This is a genomic window from Thioclava sp. NS-SX20, assembly GCF_057380695.1.
The window spans coordinates 1,091,126-1,111,028 of record NZ_CM170816.1; the positions used below are offsets into that span (position 1 = coordinate 1,091,126).

The following is a 19,903-nucleotide window of genomic DNA, read 5'->3' on the forward strand; positions in this document are numbered from 1 at the left end:
GCGCTCAGGCGCGACCGAGTTTCGCCAGACGGGCCGAACGCAGCTGGGCGAAATCATCGCCCGCATGGTAGCTCGAACGGGTCAGCGGCGTTGCCGAAACCATCAGGAAGCTCTTGGAATAGGCCGCCTTTTCGTAGGCTTTGAATTCTTCCGGCGTCACGAATTTTGCCACGGCATGGTGTTTGGGCGTCGGCTGCAGATACTGACCGATCGTCAGGAAATCGATATCGGCAGAGCGCATGTCGTCCATGACCTGACGGACCTCATGGGCCTCTTCGCCAAGGCCGACCATGATCCCCGATTTGGTAAACATGGCCGGATCCAGTTCTTTCACGCGTTGCAACAGACGCAGCGAGTGGAAATAGCGCGCACCGGGACGCACTGTCGGGTAAAGCGACGGCACGGTTTCGAGGTTGTGGTTGAATACATCGGGACGCGCCTCGACGACTTTCTCGAGCACTTCCGGCCCGCATTTCAGGAAGTCCGGCGTCAGGATCTCGATCGTGGTCGACGGGCTGCGATGGCGGATCGCACGGATGGTCTGGGCGAAATGCTCTGCCCCGCCATCTTCCAGATCGTCACGGTCCACCGAGGTGATCACCACATGCTTCAGGCCGAGCTTTTCAACGGCATGGGCCACACGACCCGGCTCGAACACATCCAGCGCGTCGGGCTTGCCGGTGGCCACATTGCAGAAAGAACAGCCGCGCGTGCAGATCTCGCCCATGATCATCATGGTGGCGTGCCCCTGCGACCAGCATTCGCCCACATTGGGGCAACCGGCCTCTTCGCACACGGTCACAAGCTTATTCTCGCGCATCAGATCGCGCGTCTGCTTGTAGCCTGCCGAGGTGGGCGCCTTGACCCTGATCCAGTCCGGCTTCTTGGGCTGGGCATTATCGGGGCGGTGTGCCTTTTCCGGGTGGCGCTGGTCGGGGATTTTGAGATCGCGCATGGGATGGGTATCCTTTCGGCTTTGAACCAGCACATAGGCCCAAATTCCGACGAATGCAACGGAGAGTGCGACAGATCGTCCCGCCTGACAGCTTGCGCATATCAGCCTTTCGGTCTGCGCACACCCTGCACCCGTTCTTATTGCGCCGCTTGCAGGCGCGGACGACGGTAACTTCCGGCGACGGGGAATTCGCTACGCGCCTTGCCGATCACGGACTGCCCCGCCTCGCGCAGGATATTGGCCACGTTTTCGAACCATTCGCCATCATCAACCGCATCGGCACGACGCACAAGGCGCAAGACCCGACCGGGTTGCTCGCCAAAGCGCGAGAGCGCCAGATCGGGGCTGGAGTTCTTTTCGGCCATCGCGGCGATCTCGGGGATCAGGGTCACGCCCATGCCGCTGGCCGCCAAGGCGCAGAGCGTCGAGAGCGACGAAGCCCCCAGATCGACCGATTGTGCCTCGCGGTTCACATTGCAGACCTTGAGCGCCTGATCGGCCAGGCAATGCCCCTCTTCCAGCAGCAAAAGCTCGCCCGGATCCAGCGCATCCGGAGCCAGACCGGCCATGCGCTCCAGTGCTTCGGGCAGACCTGCCAGCAGGAAATGATCCTCGAACAGCTCGATCTCTTCGGTCTCGGGAGCGGGCGTGGCAATCACGGCGGCATCCAGACGCCCCTTGCGCAGATCTTCCAGAAGCTCTGCCGTCTGGGCCTCGCGCAGTCTGAACCCCGATTGGACAGATTGCAGTCTGGGCAGCGCCGAGGGCATCAGATACGGCGCAACCGTCGGAATGACACCAAGGTTCACCTGCCCCTGCCCGCGCCGCAGATCGGCCTCGAGCGATTTCAGCTCGGCATCGATCCGGAGTGCGTGATCAATCACCATGCGCCCTGCCCGCGTCAGTCGGATATCGCGCGGACGGCGTTCCACCAATGTAAGCCCGAGTGATTGTTCCAGCTCGCGGACCTGCATCGACAACGCCGGCTGGGTGACATGGACTGACTCCGCTGCCCTGGAAAAATTCCTAAATTTTTCAAGAGCTAGCATGTATTGCAACTGGCGCAGGGTGATATTCATAAGACTACCTTATTGCTAATCTAAGTATTACCGATTTCCCTTTATCACGTATCTGCCGGATAGTTCCGTCGTAAGGAATAAGGCTAAATTTGCAAAGCGGAGGAACAAATGACCGATAAGTGCAAATTAACAACGAGTGCGGGTGCCCCTTGGGTGTCGAACGAAACCTCCGAAACCGCAGGTGCGCGCGGGCCGGTTTTGATGCAAGACTATCAATTGATTGAAAAACTTGCACATCAAAATCGCGAGCGCATCCCGGAACGTACCGTCCATGCCAAGGGTTGGGGCGCGCAAGGCACATTTACTGTTACACATGACATTACACGATATAGTTGTGCCAAACTCTTCTCGGAGATCGGCAAACAGACCGAAGTCCTGTCGCGTTGGTCTACCGTCGCCGGAGAGGCCGGGGCCGCCGATGCAGAGCGCGATGTGCGTGGATTCTCGTTGAAATTCTACACAGAGGACGGAAATTGGGACATGGTGGGCAACAATACGCCCGTCTTCTTCGTGCGCGATGCCTATAAGTTTCCCGACTTCATCCACACCCAGAAGCGCCATCCCCGCACCAATATGCGTTCTCCGGAAGCAATGTTCGATTTCTGGGGACGAAGCCCCGAATGTGTGCATCAGGTAACGATCCTGATGTCCGATCGCGGCATTCCGAAAAACCCCGCCCATATGAATGGCTATGGGTCGCATACCTACTCCATGTGGAATGCGGCGGGCGAGCGGTTCTGGGTCAAGTTCCACTTCCGCACCATGCAGGGACATGCCCATTACACCAATGCCGAGGCCGGAGCGTTGATCGGCAAAACCCGCGAGAGTTATCAGGAAGATCTCTTCGGGATGATCGAGGCGGGCAATTACCCCAAATGGCGTTTCATGATCCAGGTGATGCCCGAGAAAGAGGCCGAGACGCTGGCGTTCAATCCGTTCGATCTGACCAAGGTCTGGTCACATAAGGAATATCCGTTGATCGACGTGGGTATTCTGGAAATGAACCGCAATCCGGACAACTACTTCCAGATGGTGGAAAATGCGGCCTATTCGCCCTCGAACAAGGTGCCGGGCATTGGCTATAGCCCTGATAAGATGCTGCAGGCGCGCGTATTTTCCTATGCCGACGCCCATCGCTACCGCCTTGGCACGCATTACGAGGCCCTGCCCGCGAATGCGCCGAAATGTCCGGTGCATCACTATCACAAAGACGGTGCGATGCGGTTTTTCCCGCAGCAGACCGGTCATCCGGACGCCTATTATTCGCCCAACCAGTATGAGGAAGCGGCCGTTGCGGACCCTGCGGCTCAGGAGCCGCCGCTGCGGATTGACGGCAATGCCGATCGTTATGTGCAAGAAGATGCGGATGCCGATTATATCCAGCCGCGCGCGCTTTATCTGGAGGTCATGAATGATGCCGAACGCGACCGCCTGCATCACAATATGGCCGAAGCGATGGCGTCCTGTTCCACGCCGGTCACGGAACGCTGGCTGTCCGTGCTGAACCGTGTGCATCCGGATTATGCGGCGGGTGTGCGCAAGGCGCTTCAGGGATAAGATGCCGCAAGAGCCTTTCGGGCCTTTTCGCCTTGGCGCGTAGCGGAGTGTGTAAGAACTGAAAAAGGCCCGGGAGATGGAGATCTCTCGGGCCTTCAACATGGCGCGCGCCCCAAGGTTCGGGCGCCGGATCAACCGATCAACGGGCTTTTGCCGCCATAGCGTTCCTCGTAATGGCGGTGCAGCCGGATCAGAGCGATGCGTAAAACGATTTTGCCAGAGCGCGCCGACCAGCCCATATCCCGCTCGGTCGTCTCCAGCCCTTCCAGAAAACAGCAGCAACGAAGCACGATGTCGCCCAGTCCGGGCCCCAGATCCTGCAAGGCCGCGCCGACCCGCAGTTTGGCTGCCTCGGATCCGGATTCGAGATTGCCCTGCACCGAAAGCCCCCCCGAAATGCCCGCCGTCAGGAAGCGGTCCCAGTTCTGCGTCACGCGCGGCCCCATTTGCGCCAGTTCGAAATCCTCGCGCAGCCGCTCGCCCGCGGCAACAAGCTCGGCCCCCAGAAACGGCTTGCCATCCCTGTCACGCCGCCGCGCAAGAATGCCCAACGGGCTTTCGGAAGTGTTGATGCTGGGGCGACGTGCGGTTGTCTCGCATTCCGGATCTTCAGGATGTGTGCCCGGCTTGCTGCCCTGCTTGGACGCCGCCGCCAACCGTAAGGCATCGCGACCACCCCGCGTGATCTCGTAACTGGTCACACGTCCCTGATGCTTGACGGCAATCCAGTTGCGCAACGCAAGGGATTCCGCAAGCCCGACCTCGACCACCATCAACCGCACGGTGCCGCGCAGCACAACGGCCTTGTCCATATTGGAGGCCATCACAAGCAAGGCGCCAAATTCGGTCAGACGTTGCAAAACGCGACGGGACTCATAGGAGAAATCGACAATATCGTCTCTCTTCGGAGGCGTGTCATCTTGGAGCGCAAGGCACGCACCGCCATCGCGCAGATGTTCCAGAGCCGCATCCACCAGAGGATCTTCGCGACGTTCTTCGATGCGACGGATACGCCGCAGAATGGTCGAGGCGTGACAGCCCTCTTGGCGGGCCAGTTGCCGAATCGAGATCCCGTCTTCGACATGGTTGAGATACAGTTTCGCGTAGCTTGTTAACCAATTAGGAACGGAGCCATGACGCAAGTCAGAATGCATTTCGGTTCTCCCAAAAAGGTGGCGGCACGCAAAGGTTGAATAAGTGTCATTCACAGAATTGTGCCGTCTATTTGTTAACCATGTTTGGAAGGGAATGTTCGGGCGGAATCTGATAAAGATTACCAATACCTGCGCACGGTCCTTTGCAAAAACACGCAACACACCCAGAGGTTGATTAGCATTTGTCTTCGGGAAAAATGGAGGCAAAAGTGACAGTATCGGACTCTCTCGCAATCGATATCCGCCGTCCCCGCCTGCTTCTTCAGGCGGCACGTTACAGCGCAAAACACTATCGTCGAGACCGCGATCTGCGGCGTATTTCGGGGATCACGCCTCTCGGGAGCTCAGGGGATGTTTTGAAAACCCTGCTGGTGCAGGAGGCCGAACTGGACGCGCTCAGGCGGGTCTCGCCGTTGCAGGCAGGCCGGTACAGCATCGCGCGGCATATCGATGTGCTGGCCGCCATTCTGTGTGAATTGCCGCGCTGCGGACCGCAAGCGGTATAGCGGCACGGCGCATGATGACATTCGGGCCGCCTATCCCTGGGATGGGCGGCTTTGCTATTTGCGGAAAAGAGATCCCAATAGGCCCCGCACCAATGCCTGACCGCTACGGCTCCCTAATTGGCGCGCAAAACTTTTTCCAAATGTTTCCAGAATTGTATCAGAGCTTCTTCTTGCGCTGCCCGAGCTGGATTTGGAATGGGTTCCGCTATAGCGGCGGGCATGGCTATGCGCTTTTTCCTCGCTGGGTTGGGCGCTTTCCTGACTCTGGCCTGCGCGGCGTTGCAAAATCTCGTAGGCAGAGTCGGGGTTGACCGGTTGCCGGTATTTTTCAAAAAGATCGCAGGACCGGATGAGCGCCTGCCGATCGACATCTGCTATCGGCCCAAGCTTTGACATGGGCGGGCGGATCAATGTGCGTTCGGCGATGCCCGGAATGCCCTTCCGATCCAGAAACGAGGTCAAAGCCTCGCCTGTCCCGACATCCCGAAGTGTATCGAGGATCGAAAAGCGCGGATTGTCGCGATATGTCTCGGCGGCGCGTTCCAGATTTTTCTGGTCTTTTGCGGTGAACGCGCGCAGCGCATGTTGCACCCGATTCCCAAGCTGCGAGAGAACATCATCCGGAATATCCGTCGGATTTTGCGTCACAAAATAGATGCCTACCCCTTTGGAGCGGATCAGACGCGCGACCTGTTCGATTTTTTCCAGCAAGGGTTTGGGGGCGTCTTCAAAAAGCAGATGGGCCTCGTCAAAGAAAAAGGCGCAAACAGGTTTCTCGGGGTTGCCAACCTCTGGAAGAGTTTCAAATAGCTCGGAGAGAAGCCACAATAAGAATGTCGCGTAAACCTTTGGCGAATTTATAAGTTTATCTGCAGCCAGAATGTTGATCTGGCCGCGCCCGTCAGATGCGCTCCGCAGCATGTCGGGAAGCGATAGCGCGGGTTCGCCAAAAAAAACTCCGGCCCCCTCCGTTTCGAGAATAAGCAACTGGCGTTGAATCGCGCCGATGGAACGGGCATCGACATTGCCATAGCGTGCCTGAATTGCATCCGCTTTTTCAGATACGTACAGAAGCAGCGCCCGCAGGTCATCAAGGTCGAGAAGGGCCAGGCCTTCTTGGTCTGCCAGATGGAAGGCAATATGCAATACACCTTCTTGCGCCGGCGACAGTCCAAGAAGCTGTGTCAGAAGAACCGGCCCCATTTCCGAGATCGTCGTGCGTACCGGAATGCCCTGCTGGCCGAAAACATCCCAGAAAACAGTTGGATAGGCGCGATACCGGATGTCAAACCCAATGGTTTCGGCGCGCGCTTGAAAAGCCTTGTGAAGCTTGGCTGTCTCACTGCCGGCCTGGGCCAATCCGGAGAGATCGCCTTTGACATCCGCCATGAAAACCGGCACGCCAGCATCGCTGAAACCCTCTGCAAGAACCTGTAAGGTAACGGTTTTTCCTGTTCCTGTCGCACCTGCGATCAGGCCGTGGCGGTTGCCGTGGTCAAGGCGCAGGGACTGGACGTCTTGATAATCGATACCGCCGCCGCCGACGAAAATCCCTGTTTCTGTCAGCGTATTGGGCCGTGTCGGGCGGGAAAGATCACTCATGCTGGACTCTCGAACTCTGGCAGTTGAGTGAGGGTAAAATCTACGTTCAATGACGGCAACGAAAAATTAAGTATCTTCCCCTAGTCTCCTAGATATCAGGACGGCGAATTGAGCATCGCTTTTTCTGATTTTTCCTCCCTGTCAGACTGGCCGCATCTAGGTGCGGCTTTTTTTTGTGCAATCGCTTGAAAATTCACTGTGTCACACAGGTTTCATGCGCAAAGCCTGTTGACGAGTTTCCAAGAGGCTTCTAGCGTCGCCTTAAATGACGACGTCGGCCAAGTCCGACAGGGGGAACCTCTTGAAAAGGGCACCGAAAAATCGGGCCCTTTTCTTACTTCAGACCATCCTGTTCCGTTTTCACGACCTGCCTCGCTTGGTTTTGATCACAAGGATTTTGCCCTGACACTCTCTTATCTCCGTGCTATGCCTGACCGCGACGGCCATGATTGGCCCGAATGAAGGATTGAAAGGCATTATGACCAATCTGAATAAGACATTGATGCTCGCCTGCGCGCTGAGCATGTCCGCCTCGTTCGCAATGGCGCAAGATGCTGCGCCGGCAACCGACACCCCCGCCGCACCCGCGCAAGCCGCACCGGCGACAGAGGCGCCCGCAGCTTCCGGTGACGCTGCTGCAGACGCTAAAGAGCCTGCTAAAGACGGCCCCGGCACGACCTATATCGCTTCGACTCATGGCGATTGGAAAGTGCAATGCGTGCATACCGAAGACGGTTCGGATCCCTGCCAGCTTTATCAGCTGCTGAAAGATCAGACCGGCAATAACGTTGCCGATATCTCGATGTTCCCGCTGCCCGATAATTCGCGCGCAGCTGTTGGTGCCACCATCATGGTACCGCTGGAAACGCTGCTGACCCAGAATGTGGTCATGAAGCTCGATGGGAACGAGCCGAAGGTCTATCCCTTTACCTTCTGTGCTCAGGCGGGCTGTTTTGCGCGCATCGGTCTGACCCCCGAAGAGCTGAACCAGTATAAAAAAGGCAACAAGGTTGAGATGACCATTGTTCCGGTGGCCGCACCGACCCAGAAGGTTAATGTGACGATTTCGCTGTCTGGCTTTACGGCTGCCTTTGACGAAGTCAAAGCGTCTAACGCAAAAATCCAAGCCGAGAAAAAACCGGCAGACAACAAGTAATCCGTTGATACAGAACGAAAAAGCCGCCTTTCTGGGCGGCTTTTTATGTTTAGGCCCTCTTCAATGCCAGCACGGCATTCATGCCACCAAAGGCGAAGGCATTGGATAAGGCGATATCCACCCTGCTTTGCCGCGCGGTATTCACCACGATATCAAGGGCGCATTCAGGATCGGCTTCGTCATAATTGATCGTCGGGGCAAGCGTATCCTCGTTCAGTGCCAGAAGGCAGGCCAAAAGCTCCACCGCCCCTGTGCCGCCGATGCAATGACCATGCATGGCCTTCGTCGAACTGATCGGAACGTGGGATGCATGCGGTCCCAAAGCGCTTTGGATCGCGGCGCATTCGGTTTTGTCATTGGCTGTTGTGCCGGTCCCGTGGGCGTTGATATAGCCCACCCGACCAGCCTCGATCCGGCCATCCTCCAAAGCGCCACGGATCGCACGGGCAGCCCCGTCCTGTGATGGCATCACAATATCACTCGCATCCGAACACATTGCAAAACCACAGATTTCGGCAAGAATTTGCGCGCCTCGCGCCCGCGCATGCGCAAGGCTTTCCAGAACGAAAACACCGGCGCCCTCGCCCTGCACCATCCCGTCACGGCTTTTGGCAAAAGGACGACATCCGGTCTTTGACATTACCCGCAAGCCTTCCCATGCCTTGAGCCCGCCAAAATTCAGCATCGCTTCCGAACCGCCCGCCAGCATACCATCGGCAAGACCCGCGCGGATCATCTGATAGGCCAGACCGATTGCATGGTTCGAACTGGCGCAGGCTGTCGCAACCGAAAAGCTTGGTCCCTGAAGCTGCCATCGCATAGAAAGATGGGAGGCGGCGGCATTGTTCATCAACCGCGGTACGGTAAACGGATGAACGCGGGATTTGGCTTCTGCATAAACGGCATGAAACGCATCATTGACAGTGCCGTTCCCACCACCTGCTGTTCCCATGATACATCCCCATCTCAATGGGTTATCAGGCGTTTCTAATCCGGCTTGTGACATCGCCTCGGCCCCGGCCACAAGCGCAAATTGCGTAAAGCGATCGTAAAGGCCCAGTTCTGTGCGGGTGAAGCGCGCCTCGGGCTGCCACCCTTTTACCTGCCCCCCGATCCGGATCTGTAACCGGTCAAGATCGGGGATATCCAATGTGCCGATCCCGCAACGGCCTTCACGCATGGCTTCGAACGTGCCGCGCACATCCTGCGCGAGCGCATTAACGGTTCCGGCTCCGGTGATAACGACGCGCTGCATGGCTCAGGCGAGCGCCCCGCCTTTTTGACCGCAAATCATTCGCTCGACCGCGCCGACAATCGCACCGACCGAAGAGATGTCGAAATCCGACTGGCTCGGCTCGTTTGCGTTGAACGGCACTGAGATATCGAACGCTTCCTCGATGGCAAAAATCATTTCAACCAGACCAAGGCTGTCCAGCCCCAGATCCTCAAGCGTCATATCCGGTTGCACATCTGCGGGCGCCATAACAGCTTCCCGCGCAATGATGGAGATGATTTGCTCTTGCACGTCAGACCTCATGAGGTGATTACTCGGTGCCCTTGTTTTCTCTCAGATCTGCAACAGTTTTACGAAGATCTGCGAATTGTGCAAACAATCTCGGCAAGCGGCGCAGGGATTTCTGGATTTCAACCTGTGTTTCCATCTTCACGGCCGGCGATCCAAGAAGCACCCGTCCGGCCGGTGCATTTGTGAAGATTTTGGTTGAACCACCGGCAATAACGTCATCACCAATAAAGATATTATCCGAAACGCCGGTCTGGCCGCCCAGCACGACACGGTTGCCGATCTTGGTGGAACCGGCAATCCCGACCTGACCACAGAGCATGCAGTCCTCGCCGATCTGGACATTATGACCGACACAGACAAGATTATCGAGCTTCGTGCCATTCCCGATTTTCGTCGCACGGATAGTGCCCCGATCCACCGTGCTATTGGCACCGATCTCCACATCATGTCCAATTTCGACCGTGCCCAGAGAATGGATGCGCGTCCAATGCTGCTCGCGGATTTCCGCCCGCTTGCCAACGGTATCGCGGATCTCTTCCACACCGGACTTTTCGGGCGTCACGAAAGAAAATCCGTCTCCGCCCAGCACGGCATTGGGGTTGCAGATGAAACGGTCGCCGATCTTCACATAGGCCATGATCCGGACGCCAGAATGGATTAGCGCCTGCGCACCGATCTGCGCACCCTCTGCGATATAAACCTGTGCAGCGATACGGGCTTGCGGCCCGATCTTCACACCGCGTCCGATATAGGTGAACGGCCCGATCGCCGCGCCCTCGCCGATTTCGGCGCTCGGATCGATCACGGCAGAAGGATGGATGCCAGGGGCAATTTCCGGACCCGGATCGAAGACGCGCGACAGGCCGGCCATCGCCAGACGCGGACGGGGCACGAAAATGGCCGCCTCAAGCGGGAAATCTGCAAGTGATGCGCCTTCCCACAACATCGCAGCACGTGCCTGACCCTCTTGCAGACCGGCGGCATATTTCGGGTCCATTGCCAAGGCGATCTGATTGGCGCTGGCAGTCGCGGGCTCGGAGGCGCCGGTAACGCAGATCGCGCCATCCCCCTCGAACCGAGCGCCAAGAGCTTTTGCAATCGTATCAATGCGATGTGCCATCGAACTGCCTTTCTTTCGGATGGGTCCGTAGATCGGGCCCTTTCCAAATGACTTAATTCGTCAGGGCTGCAGATTCCACCCCAGCCTTATGCAGCGCTGCGTAAAGACGCGCATCGCGACCATACACATCCTTGCGATATTCGATCCCGCCCTTCGCATTGGGCCATGCGGTAAAATAGACCAGATGGACCGGCACCGGCGGCGTAATCTTGACCGTTGTCTCCCGACCGCTGTCGAGGATACGCTGGAAATAGGACTTGGGATCGGTCACCTGCGGCGCAAGCAAAGTATAGGCCAGTTCGAAAGGCTGGCCCACCCGCACGCAGCCATGACTGAAAGCACGCTGCTCCTTCGAGAACAGAGATTTGGACGGCGTATCATGGAGATAGATGTTATACTTGTTCGGGAACAAGAACTTTACCAGCCCGAGTGCATTTGACCGCGATGGGGCTTGCCGCATGGCGAATGGGAAGGTCTTTGTGGTGTATTGCGCAAAATTGATCGCGTTGCGTGGAATGACCTGACCGCGGGAATCGACCACCTGAATCTGCGCCGCCGCATTGGGGTTACGCTGCATCATCGGCAGATATTCCTTGGTCACGATCGACCGCGGCACATGCCATGCCGGATTGATCACCATCCGATCCATGCTGTCTGAAAATTCCGGTGTCTGCCTGTCGGGGCGGTTTTGTCCAACAACTGTAACAGATTGGAAGGTGACTTTATCATCATCTATCACCTTAACGGAGAAGTCTGCGATATTGACCCAGATCCGGCGCTTGCCAAGATCCATGCCATTCATCCAGCGCAGCCGTTCCAAGGCGACAAGAAGTGACTTCAGCCGCTCTTCCGGCGCGACATTCAGCGCTTCAAGGGTTGATGCACCGGCGATACCATCCGCGCTCAGCCCCTGATCCGCCTGATATTGCTGCACCGCTTTCTGGATCTGCGCATCATAGCGGGCCGTCGCCGTGCGCGAGAGATAGCCCATGCGCTGCAAGCGGTCCCGTAGAGCCAGAACCGCATGGCCTGTATCTCCGGGGCGGAGCACGCTGGATGGAACCTGCGGCCCCCAGCCGCCCGTTTCAATCTCATGTTCCAGATCAAGTTTGGCTTTTAACAGTTTGGCATAGGCCGGATCTTGCGGTGCGAGGCTGTGCAGCCATGCAAGCGGGCTGTCGCTTTGCGAAAACTCACGCAGCAGGGTCAGGTTATCGGGTCGTTCCACCACACGGACGATCGTCGGGTCGACCTTTGACGGTGTCAGCACGCCGCGTGACGCATCCTGTGCATAGCGCAGAAAAGCTTCGGACATTCTCACTTCAAGCTGGCCGCGTTGCCGCTCGGATTTCAGATCGAAAAACGCCTGTTGCAATGCGCGGGCGTGGTAGCTTTCTGCCGGTAGGCCTTGCGCCTGTGCCTGCCCTAGGGCGCGGAAAAACGCAGCCCTGCGGGGGGCATCTTCACCACTGGTCCAGAGCGGACGATAGTCACGGGCCGCATAGAATTGCGACAAAGCGGGATGGTCCGCCGTCTCTTCCGAAATCGCCTGCATGAAACCCGACATCGCCAGAGCGGGCATCTGTATCGCCCCGACCGCTGCCTGCGATACATCGCTTTGGGCAAACGCGGCGGACCCCAGAATGGTCGCGACCAAACCCGCCATGCCTGCATATTTGAGAGAATCGATCATCGGCCAGCCTGTCGGAACTTAATAAAAACTCTGAAACAGGGATCGCGCGACAGCGGCTAAATGTCCAGTATCAAGCATTTGTTAACCATTTTATTGGCAACTATGTCGCATAACATCAACAAACGCCCCTTCATGACCCTTGAATTGGCGAGATTTCGCCCAAATTTCAGTTAACGTTCGGTTAACTAGAAAATTCACAGTTGATCGCGATGCCGTGGGCGACCTAACGTGATCGCGATCTGACGAGAGGCATGCGCTAAGCCGCAGATAAGCGGCGCGCAATTAACTTAGGCAGGCAAAGAAATGGCAAGCAATCAGTTGTTCACGCGTCGCGGGCTCCTTGGGGCTTTTGCAGCCACGGCAGTCGTCGCTGCACCGACCATGTCCAATGCGTTCGGGTTCCTGCGCGGTGCAGGCGATGTCCGTCGGATCCGCATGTATTCGGGGCGAACCGGCGAAAGCATCGACACGGTCTATTGGATCGATGGCGAATATATCGACGAAGCGTTGAACGAGATTACCCATTTCATGCGCGACTGGCGCACCGGCACGAAAAAGACGATTGACCGCCGCACGATCGATATTGCAGCAGCGTCCCATAACCTGATGGGCATTAACGAACCCTATATCATGCTCTCCGGATACCGTTCGCCCAAAACCAATGCGATGCTGCGTTCCCGCTCGGGCGGTGTTGCCAAGAATTCGCTGCATATGCGCGGTCAAGCCGCCGATCTTCGCCTGAAATCCCGCTCTGTCAACCAGATGTATAAGGCGGCAATGGCTTGCCATGCAGGGGGCGTTGGAAAGTATAGCAATTCCAACTTTGTCCATATGGATTGCGGTCCGGTGCGCACTTGGGGTGCCTAAGCTGAAAAAGGCGCCTACGGGCGCCATTTTTATTGGCGGATCGGGAAACGCTGAAGAAGATGAAAGCGCTTGGACGTGGCGTCTTCCCCGACAAGGCAAAGCGATCTCAGGGTGACAGGATCGTGCAAGACGCTTGAAAACCAATGGGTTGCCGCCTGCTCTACTATCGGCATCTGAGCTTTGGAAAGTGTGTCCGTCAGTGTTATATGAAAGCGGAACCGCTGCATCACATGCGGATAGCCCCAGTCCTCCAGGTTTTGTCGTCCTTCATCCGGAAAGGCTCTGGGCAGGCGTTTTGTGATTTCGTCATCGCTCAAGGGACGACGCAGCGGATTACTCTGCCTGACAATATAGGAAGCAAAATCTTCGATCTGTGTGTTATGTTCTGGGATAAGCGCAAGAAAACGCCCCAAGCGCGCCAGTCGTAGCTCTCCTAAGGGTAATGGGCGAAGAGACAGGGATAGCTCTTCGCATAGGTTTTCAAGATCGGTTGGCAAAGCATTGGCATTCAATGCGAAAGGCGCGCGGAGTGTGGCGTGAAGCCCGTAACGCGCAGGTTTTTCTGTGACGGATGCCCAGTCAAATCCCAATGCAGGCTGCACAGCCGCTGCTCCGCGTGAAAGATCCCAGCCGAGCCATGCCGTGCCACGGGCAAAAAGTTCGCCCTCGGGCACAGCATAGATGGCATAGCGGGAAAATTCCATTAGGCTTCAGCGGCTTTGGGCGTGTAGTTAAGAATTGGTGCCAGCCAACGCTCCGCCTCGCGAAGCGGCATCTCCTTCCGCGCGGCATAATCTTCAACCTGATCCTTCTCGACCCGCGCCACACCGAAGTAATAGGCTTCGGGATGACCAAGATACAGCCCCGAGACCGATGATCCCGGCCACATCGCATAGCTTTCCGTCAGCTCGACCCCTGTCTGAGAAGTAGCATCCAACAGTTTGAACAATGTGTCTTTTTCGGTGTGATCAGGCTGTGCCGGATAACCGGGGGCCGGACGAATACCGTCATATCTGTCGGCAATCAGATCCTCGTTGTTGCAGGCCTCGTCGGGCGCATATCCCCAAAGCTCTTTACGGACATATTCATGCAGTCGCTCGGCAAAGGCTTCGGCAAACCGGTCCGCCAAGGCCTTTACAAGGATCGAGTTGTAATCATCATGCGCGGCTTCGAACTTCTCGGCAATGGACTGCTCCTCGGGGCCAGCGGTCACCACAAAGCCGCCCAGATAATCCGCCTTGCCGCCCTCGGGCGCGATGAAGTCGGACAGCGCCACATTCGGACGCCCCTCGCGTTTGGTCACTTGCTGGCGCAGGGTGTGCATCGTCGCCAGCTCGGTGCTGCGATCTTCGCCGGTATAAAGCCGGATGTCATCGCCCACCGCATTCGCCGGCCAGAAGCCGACAACCGCCTTGGGCGTAAACCATTTCTCGTCAATGATCTTGGCCAGCATCGCCTGCGCATCGGCAAAAAGCGCACGCGCCGCCTCGCCCTGCTTTTCATCCTCGAGGATCTTCGGATAAACGCCTTTCAGCTCCCATGTCTGGAAGAACGGCGTCCAGTCGATATAGCGCGCAAGCTCGGCCAGATCCCAAGTGTCAAAGGTCTTGGTACCAAGGAAGCTGGGCGTTTTCGGCGTATAGCCCGTAAAATCGGCCCTATACGCATTGGCGCGCGCGTCTTCTAGGGGCAGACGCTTTTTCGCCAGTTCCGCGCGGGCGTGCTTTTCCGCCGTTTCGGCATAATCGGCCTGAATTTCAGCCACATAGCCGGGTTTCTGCGTCTTCGATAGCAGCTGCGACACAACCCCCACCGCACGCGAGGCATCGGTCACATAGATCGCCTGCCCCTTGTTATAGCGCGGGTTGATCTTCACCGCCGTATGCACCTTGGAGGTCGTCGCACCACCAATCAGCAGCGGCAGATCCATCCCTAGACGCTCCATCTCCGAGGCCACATGCACCATCTCGTCCAGCGAGGGCGTGATCAGACCCGACAGGCCAATCACATCCACCTTCTCGCGTTTGGCGGTTTCAAGGATCTTCTCGGCGGGCACCATCACGCCAAGGTCGATGATCTCGTAATTGTTGCACGCCAGCACGACGCCCACGATATTCTTGCCGATATCATGCACATCGCCCTTCACGGTCGCCATCAAAATCTTGCCAGCCGCCTCGCTATCGGCCGTGCCGTTCTGGCGCTTCTCTTCTTCCATATAAGGCAGCAGCACGGCCACGGCCTGTTTCATCACGCGCGCCGATTTCACCACCTGCGGCAGGAACATCTTGCCCGCGCCAAAGAGGTCGCCCACCACATTCATCCCCGCCATCAGCGGGCCTTCGATCACATGCAGCGGACGCTCGGCCGCCTGACGGGCCTCTTCGGTGTCATCCTCGATGAATTCCGTGATGCCATTGACCAGCGCATGCTCAAGGCGTTTTTCCACGCCCCATGTGCGCCATGTCATATCCTTCTCGCGGCCTTTCGCACCGCCCTGCCCGCGATATTTCTCGGCAATTTCCAGCATGTTTTCAGTGGCTACGCCGCCGTTCTTCGGAGAACGGTTCAAAACAACATCTTCGCAGGCCTCGCGCAGGTCGGCATCGATCTGGTCATAGACCGCAAGCTGGCCCGCATTGACGATCCCCATATCCATCCCGTTTTGGATGGCATGATACAGGAAGACGGCATGCATCGCCTCGCGCACGGGCTCGTTGCCGCGGAACGAGAAAGACAGGTTCGACACACCGCCCGAGATATGCACATGCGGGCAGGTTTCGGTGATGATCTTCGTCGCCTGGATGAAGTCCACCCCGTAATTGTCATGCTCTTCGATGCCGGTCGCCACGGCAAAGACGTTCGGGTCAAAGATGATATCCTCGGGCGCAAAGCCCACATCCTCGGTGAGGATCTTATAGGCGCGCTGGCAGATCTCGACCTTGCGGGCGCAGGTATCGGCCTGACCTTCCTCGTCAAAGGCCATCACGACCACGGCGGCCCCATAGGCCTTGCACAGGCGCGCGTGATGGACAAAGGCTTCGACGCCCTCTTTCATCGAGATCGAGTTTACGATCGCTTTGCCTTGCACGCATTTCAGACCGGCCTCGATCACCTCCCATTTAGAGCTGTCGATCATGATCGGCACGCGGGCGATATCGGGCTCGGCGGCGATCAGGTTCAGGAACTCGACCATCGCGGCTTTTGAATCAATCAGACCCTCGTCCATGTTGATATCGATGATCTGCGCGCCGTTCTCGACCTGCTGACGGGCCACATCCAAAGCGGTTGCATAATCGCCTGCGGTGATCAATTTCCGGAATTTGGCCGAGCCCGTGACATTGGTCCGCTCGCCCACATTCACGAAAGGAATGTCCGAGGTCAGGGTAAAGGGCTCCAGCCCCGACAGGCGCATCAGAACCGGCGGCTGGGGGATTTCCCGCGGCGCGATGTCTTTCACAGCTTCGGCGATGGCGCGGATATGTTCGAAGGTCGAGCCACAGCAGCCGCCGACGATATTGACCAGCCCGTCGCGCGCAAAACCCGCCACCTGCTCGGCCATATGTTCGGGCGACTCGTCATATTCGCCCATCTCGTTGGGCAGACCGGCATTGGGATAGGCGCAGATCAGCGTGTCGGCCACCCCCGCCAGTTCCGAGATATGGGCGCGCATGGCTTCGGCGCCAAGGGCGCAGTTCAGGCCAACGGTCAGCGGGCTGGCATGGCGCACCGAATACCAGAAGGCGGTCGGCGTCTGCCCCGAAAGCGTGCGGCCCGACAGGTCGGTGATGGTGCCCGAGATCATCACCGGCAGCTCGATCCCGCGGGCGTCGAAAACCTCCTGACAGGCGAAGATCGCGGCCTTGGCATTGAGCGTATCGAAGATCGTCTCGATCAGCAGGATATCCACGCCGCCATCAATCAGCGCATTGATCTGCTGGGTATAGGCGATGCGCAAATCATCAAAGGTAACAGCGCGGTAGCCGGGATTGTTCACATCGGGGCTGATCGAGGCCGTACGGTTGGTCGGGCCAAGCGCGCCCGCCACAAACCGCTTGCGACCATCCTCGGCTTCGGCACGATCCATAGCGCGGCGGGCCAGCTGCGCGCCCTGATAGTTCAGGTCGTAGACCGCGCCTTCCAGCGCATAATCCGCCTGCGCGATGGTGGTCGAGGAGAAGGTGTTGGTTTCTGCAATATCGGCCCCCGCCATCGCATAGCGATAATGGATCTCCTCGATCGCCTCGGGCAGCGTCAGGTTCAGCAGGTCATTATTCCCCTGCTGGGGGTGGCTATTGCCCTTCAGATGCGCCTCGAAGGGGCCGCTTTTTGCGGAGATCTGGAAATCGGCCTCGCCCAGTCCCAGTTTCTGGATCTGCGTGCCCATCGCCCCGTCAAGGATCAGGATGCGGTCTTTTGCGGCATGTGCGATGTGATCAAAGACAGCGGAACGGGTCAAAGTCGTACGGGACACGGCAGAATTTACTCCTGTGGTTTCAAGATGCGTTACATAGCTCGCTGAAAAAAGTAAATCCAACTCATATTGGTCATGAACAACATGAACAAAATTCAAGGCCCCGTCCAGTTACGGACGAGGCCTTCAAAAGGGTACGCTCGGGGCGCGGATCAGCCGCGATTGATGTTCTGGATAAAGCCATAGACCGGATAGTTGCGACCATAGGCGGCGCTGCTGGAGCGCACGCGCACTTCGCTCCAGTCATTTTTGGCAGAAACGTCAATGACTTCCATGCCAAGCGAGACCTGGTTGCGTTTCCAGTTCGCATGATCCACCAGAACCTTGCGGCTATCGACGATCTTGGAGACCACGGCCACATGCCCCATCGGCATGGATTTGGTGCCCTTGAACACCATCACAGCGCCCGGTGCGGGGCTGTGGCGGCGAAGGTAGCTGCCCTCGGCCTGCCCCCACCAAGTGCGCGCATTGCCGCGCAGCTCGATCCCACTTGCATTGCGGGCGAAGGGCACGCACCAGACGCGCTGGCCCTTGGCTCGCATTGCCGCTGCGATCTCGACCGCAGCATCCCGGCGCGCGGGGTCCAGACCGAATGTGGTCTGGTGGTCCATACGCGCGGAGGCGAAATTCATCGAACTCATCTGGCTCAGATCGCCCTTGGACGAGCAAGCCGTAAGAGAAAGCAGGGCTACGGCTGCCAAAGCCGGCCCACGTAAAGTGGAAAGAACGCCTGTCACGCTCGGGACCTCGAAAATTATTATGGGCACCCCGCGCAGTCGTCAGATCCACTTGGAGCACGACAGTTTTTTGCGCGAAAACGCGGTTAAGGGAAAGTGACTTGCTGTGAGCTCGGCGGGATTTTGCTCATAGTTAAGAATGTGATGGAACCGCCTTCATAGCGGGTCTGAGATACGCCCTGTAACAATATGATTCAGCTTGTGAAAAAATACTGTGTTGCTTTTGTGCAAATGGTTAATGGCAAAATGGTCGCAGCTCTTGCGACCAGATTTTGCCTTAGGGTTTTATTAGGAATTGGAACGTTTTCAGAACATTATCTGCCGCCGCCCCCGGTCCGGCCTTAATCCGGCAACCCCTCGCGCGAGAGAAGAATCGCCAGCGGGCGCAGCGTCGGGGAATGGGCGCAGGAAATCATCAGCGCCACCATGATCGGCACTGCCAGAAACATTCCCGGCAGGCCCCAGATCGCGCCCCAGAATGCCAGCGATATGATGATGCCGAAGCTCGACAGGCGCAGCGCATGGCCCATCAGCATCGGGTCGATGATATTGCCGATGATGAACTGTACGCCACCGGCGATGGCAAACACCACAAAAGCCGAGGTCAGATCGCCCGTCAGGATATAGGCGGCAAGCCCTGCAATGACGGTCGCGATAATCGAGCCGATCGACGGAATGAAGTTGAGAAAGAAGGTCAGAATGGCCACCGGCAGCGCCAGCTCCAGCCCGCCGAAGAAAAAGACCGCATAGATTGCGATTGCCGTTGCCAGCGACACGATGGCTTTTACCAGCAGGTAGTGGTTCACCAGCTGCATGATCCGCTCCACCATCGCCGAGATACGGTCGGCGCGGGCGGTCTCGCCGCCGAAGAGGCTGAGCAGCTTCGAGCGGAACCAGATCCGTTCCACAAAGAGGAAGCCGACAAACAGAATGATGAGGATCGCCCCCGAAAGCAGCGAGGATGCCTGCCCCGCCAAGGCCGTCAGGTAGCCTCCGATGCGGATATTCTGCATGTATTGTAGCACGGCGGCCTCGACATCGCTGCCCATCCAGCCGAAAATCTGGGCAATGGCGCGCTGCGCGGGTTCGGTATAGGTCAGCGCCAGCGTCACCACCTGATTGGCCTGTGCCAGAATGAAGGCCGAGGCGGAAAGCAGTCCCGTCGCAATCAGGATCATCGCGAAGATCGAGGCCAGCCACATCGGAATCCGCACCGGCCCGATTTTCAGGCGCGCGATCGCGTTGATCGCTTCGGAGGTCAGCGAGAACAGGATGATCGCGATGGCCAGAGAAATCAGCACGAACCGCGCCTGTGTCAGTAAAAAGAGCACCAGCACGAAGGCAATGAGGCCAAGCAGGGTATTCGTAAGCTGGCGTGGTTCCCGTCGAGAGGGCGCGCGCTGCGTCGGGAGGTTCTGATCTGACATGGTATTCCTGCTGGCTGAAGGGCGGCGTCATGCAGCAGGGCCAAGATTTTCCTG

Annotated in this window: 15 protein-coding genes and 1 pseudogene; 4 read left to right on the plus strand and 12 right to left on the minus strand. The window is 57.7% G+C overall.

From position 1 onward, the window contains the following. Window positions 1-4: 4 nt before the first annotated feature. A complete protein-coding gene (gene lipA, locus AC2ISB_RS05485; RefSeq protein ID WP_339107306.1) occupies window positions 5-955 on the minus strand; it encodes a lipoyl synthase in 951 nt (316 codons plus the stop codon). Between the two features lie 137 nt (window positions 956-1,092). After that, on the minus strand, window positions 1,093-2,034 hold the full coding sequence (locus AC2ISB_RS05490) for a hydrogen peroxide-inducible genes activator (RefSeq protein ID WP_486576468.1): 942 nt from the start codon (window positions 2,032-2,034) through the stop codon (window positions 1,093-1,095). 108 nt (window positions 2,035-2,142) lie between these two features. Between AC2ISB_RS05490 and AC2ISB_RS05495 the strand changes: the two genes are divergently transcribed. Further along, a complete protein-coding gene (locus tag AC2ISB_RS05495) occupies window positions 2,143-3,591 on the plus strand; it encodes a catalase (RefSeq protein ID WP_339107308.1) in 1,449 nt (482 codons plus the stop codon). Between the two features lie 131 nt (window positions 3,592-3,722). Here the strand turns inward: AC2ISB_RS05495 and AC2ISB_RS05500 are convergent, their stop codons facing one another. Continuing rightward, on the minus strand, window positions 3,723-4,745 hold the full coding sequence (locus AC2ISB_RS05500; RefSeq protein ID WP_486576470.1) for a DUF6456 domain-containing protein: 1,023 nt from the start codon (window positions 4,743-4,745) through the stop codon (window positions 3,723-3,725). Window positions 4,746-4,942: 197 nt separating this feature from the next. On the opposite strand from AC2ISB_RS05500, the gene AC2ISB_RS05505 reads away from it, so the two are divergent. Beyond that, entirely contained in the window at window positions 4,943-5,251 is a 309-nt protein-coding gene (locus tag AC2ISB_RS05505) for a DUF6477 family protein (RefSeq protein WP_486576472.1), read from the plus strand. 54 nt (window positions 5,252-5,305) lie between these two features. On the opposite strand, the gene AC2ISB_RS05510 is transcribed toward AC2ISB_RS05505, so the two are convergent. After that, entirely contained in the window at window positions 5,306-6,853 is a 1,548-nt protein-coding gene (locus AC2ISB_RS05510; RefSeq protein WP_486576474.1) for a helicase HerA-like domain-containing protein, read from the minus strand. A gap of 478 nt (window positions 6,854-7,331) precedes the next feature. Between AC2ISB_RS05510 and AC2ISB_RS05515 the strand changes: the two genes are divergently transcribed. Then, window positions 7,332-8,009, plus strand: coding sequence for an invasion associated locus B family protein (locus AC2ISB_RS05515; RefSeq protein WP_406736554.1), 678 nt, complete (start codon window positions 7,332-7,334; stop codon window positions 8,007-8,009). Between the two features lie 49 nt (window positions 8,010-8,058). On the opposite strand, the gene AC2ISB_RS05520 is transcribed toward AC2ISB_RS05515, so the two are convergent. Genes AC2ISB_RS05520 through AC2ISB_RS05535 form a run of 4 tightly spaced genes read right to left on the minus strand, consistent with a single transcriptional unit; the run spans window position 8,059 to window position 12,347 of the window. Then, the gene (locus AC2ISB_RS05520) at window positions 8,059-9,264 is read right to left on the minus strand and encodes a beta-ketoacyl-[acyl-carrier-protein] synthase family protein (protein ID WP_486576476.1); all 1,206 of its coding nucleotides are present in this window, start codon (window positions 9,262-9,264) and stop codon (window positions 8,059-8,061) included. Window positions 9,265-9,267: 3 nt separating this feature from the next. After that, a complete protein-coding gene (locus AC2ISB_RS05525; RefSeq protein ID WP_339107314.1) occupies window positions 9,268-9,546 on the minus strand; it encodes an acyl carrier protein in 279 nt (92 codons plus the stop codon). Window positions 9,547-9,553: 7 nt separating this feature from the next. Further along, window positions 9,554-10,654, minus strand: a complete 1,101-nt coding sequence (locus AC2ISB_RS05530) for a UDP-3-O-(3-hydroxymyristoyl)glucosamine N-acyltransferase (protein ID WP_339107315.1) — start codon at window positions 10,652-10,654, stop codon at window positions 9,554-9,556. A 52-nt stretch (window positions 10,655-10,706) separates the two neighbouring features. Continuing rightward, complete coding sequence (locus AC2ISB_RS05535; RefSeq protein WP_486576479.1) at window positions 10,707-12,347, minus strand: L,D-transpeptidase family protein; 1,641 nt, start codon at window positions 12,345-12,347, stop codon at window positions 10,707-10,709. Between the two features lie 303 nt (window positions 12,348-12,650). Between AC2ISB_RS05535 and mepK the strand changes: the two genes are divergently transcribed. Then, window positions 12,651-13,214, plus strand: coding sequence for a peptidoglycan L,D-endopeptidase MepK (mepK, locus tag AC2ISB_RS05540; protein ID WP_339107317.1), 564 nt, complete (start codon window positions 12,651-12,653; stop codon window positions 13,212-13,214). A 29-nt stretch (window positions 13,215-13,243) separates the two neighbouring features. Here mepK and AC2ISB_RS05545 read toward each other — a convergent pair whose 3' ends face one another. The 4 genes and pseudogenes from AC2ISB_RS05545 to AC2ISB_RS05560 form a co-directional block, all read right to left on the minus strand. Further along, complete coding sequence (locus tag AC2ISB_RS05545; protein ID WP_486576481.1) at window positions 13,244-13,918, minus strand: DUF1045 domain-containing protein; 675 nt, start codon at window positions 13,916-13,918, stop codon at window positions 13,244-13,246. Beyond that, the gene (gene metH, locus AC2ISB_RS05550; protein WP_486576483.1) at window positions 13,918-17,685 is read right to left on the minus strand and encodes a methionine synthase; all 3,768 of its coding nucleotides are present in this window, start codon (window positions 17,683-17,685) and stop codon (window positions 13,918-13,920) included. The genes AC2ISB_RS05545 and metH overlap by 1 nt, the downstream gene beginning before the upstream one ends. Before the next feature lie 362 nt (window positions 17,686-18,047). Continuing rightward, a pseudogene (locus AC2ISB_RS05555) lies at window positions 18,048-18,326 on the minus strand (CHAP domain-containing protein); the annotation flags it as partial. Between the two features lie 437 nt (window positions 18,327-18,763). After that, complete coding sequence (locus tag AC2ISB_RS05560; RefSeq protein ID WP_339107321.1) at window positions 18,764-19,849, minus strand: AI-2E family transporter; 1,086 nt, start codon at window positions 19,847-19,849, stop codon at window positions 18,764-18,766. Window positions 19,850-19,903 lie beyond the last annotated feature (54 nt).

Coding starts and splice junctions, on each gene's coding strand:
- lipA (WP_339107306.1), bottom strand. CDS start 955: ATGCGCGATCTCAAAATCCCCGACCAGCGCCACCCGGAAAAGGCACAC.
- AC2ISB_RS05490 (WP_486576468.1), bottom strand. CDS start 2,034: ATGAATATCACCCTGCGCCAGTTGCAATACATGCTAGCTCTTGAAAAA.
- AC2ISB_RS05495 (WP_339107308.1), top strand. CDS start 2,143: ATGACCGATAAGTGCAAATTAACAACGAGTGCGGGTGCCCCTTGGGTG.
- AC2ISB_RS05500 (WP_486576470.1), bottom strand. CDS start 4,745: ATGCATTCTGACTTGCGTCATGGCTCCGTTCCTAATTGGTTAACAAGC.
- AC2ISB_RS05505 (WP_486576472.1), top strand. CDS start 4,943: ATGGAGGCAAAAGTGACAGTATCGGACTCTCTCGCAATCGATATCCGC.
- AC2ISB_RS05510 (WP_486576474.1), bottom strand. CDS start 6,853: ATGAGTGATCTTTCCCGCCCGACACGGCCCAATACGCTGACAGAAACA.
- AC2ISB_RS05515 (WP_406736554.1), top strand. CDS start 7,332: ATGACCAATCTGAATAAGACATTGATGCTCGCCTGCGCGCTGAGCATG.
- AC2ISB_RS05520 (WP_486576476.1), bottom strand. CDS start 9,264: ATGCAGCGCGTCGTTATCACCGGAGCCGGAACCGTTAATGCGCTCGCG.
- AC2ISB_RS05525 (WP_339107314.1), bottom strand. CDS start 9,546: ATGAGGTCTGACGTGCAAGAGCAAATCATCTCCATCATTGCGCGGGAA.
- AC2ISB_RS05530 (WP_339107315.1), bottom strand. CDS start 10,654: ATGGCACATCGCATTGATACGATTGCAAAAGCTCTTGGCGCTCGGTTC.
- AC2ISB_RS05535 (WP_486576479.1), bottom strand. CDS start 12,347: ATGATCGATTCTCTCAAATATGCAGGCATGGCGGGTTTGGTCGCGACC.
- mepK (WP_339107317.1), top strand. CDS start 12,651: ATGGCAAGCAATCAGTTGTTCACGCGTCGCGGGCTCCTTGGGGCTTTT.
- AC2ISB_RS05545 (WP_486576481.1), bottom strand. CDS start 13,918: ATGGAATTTTCCCGCTATGCCATCTATGCTGTGCCCGAGGGCGAACTT.
- AC2ISB_RS05560 (WP_339107321.1), bottom strand. CDS start 19,849: ATGTCAGATCAGAACCTCCCGACGCAGCGCGCGCCCTCTCGACGGGAA.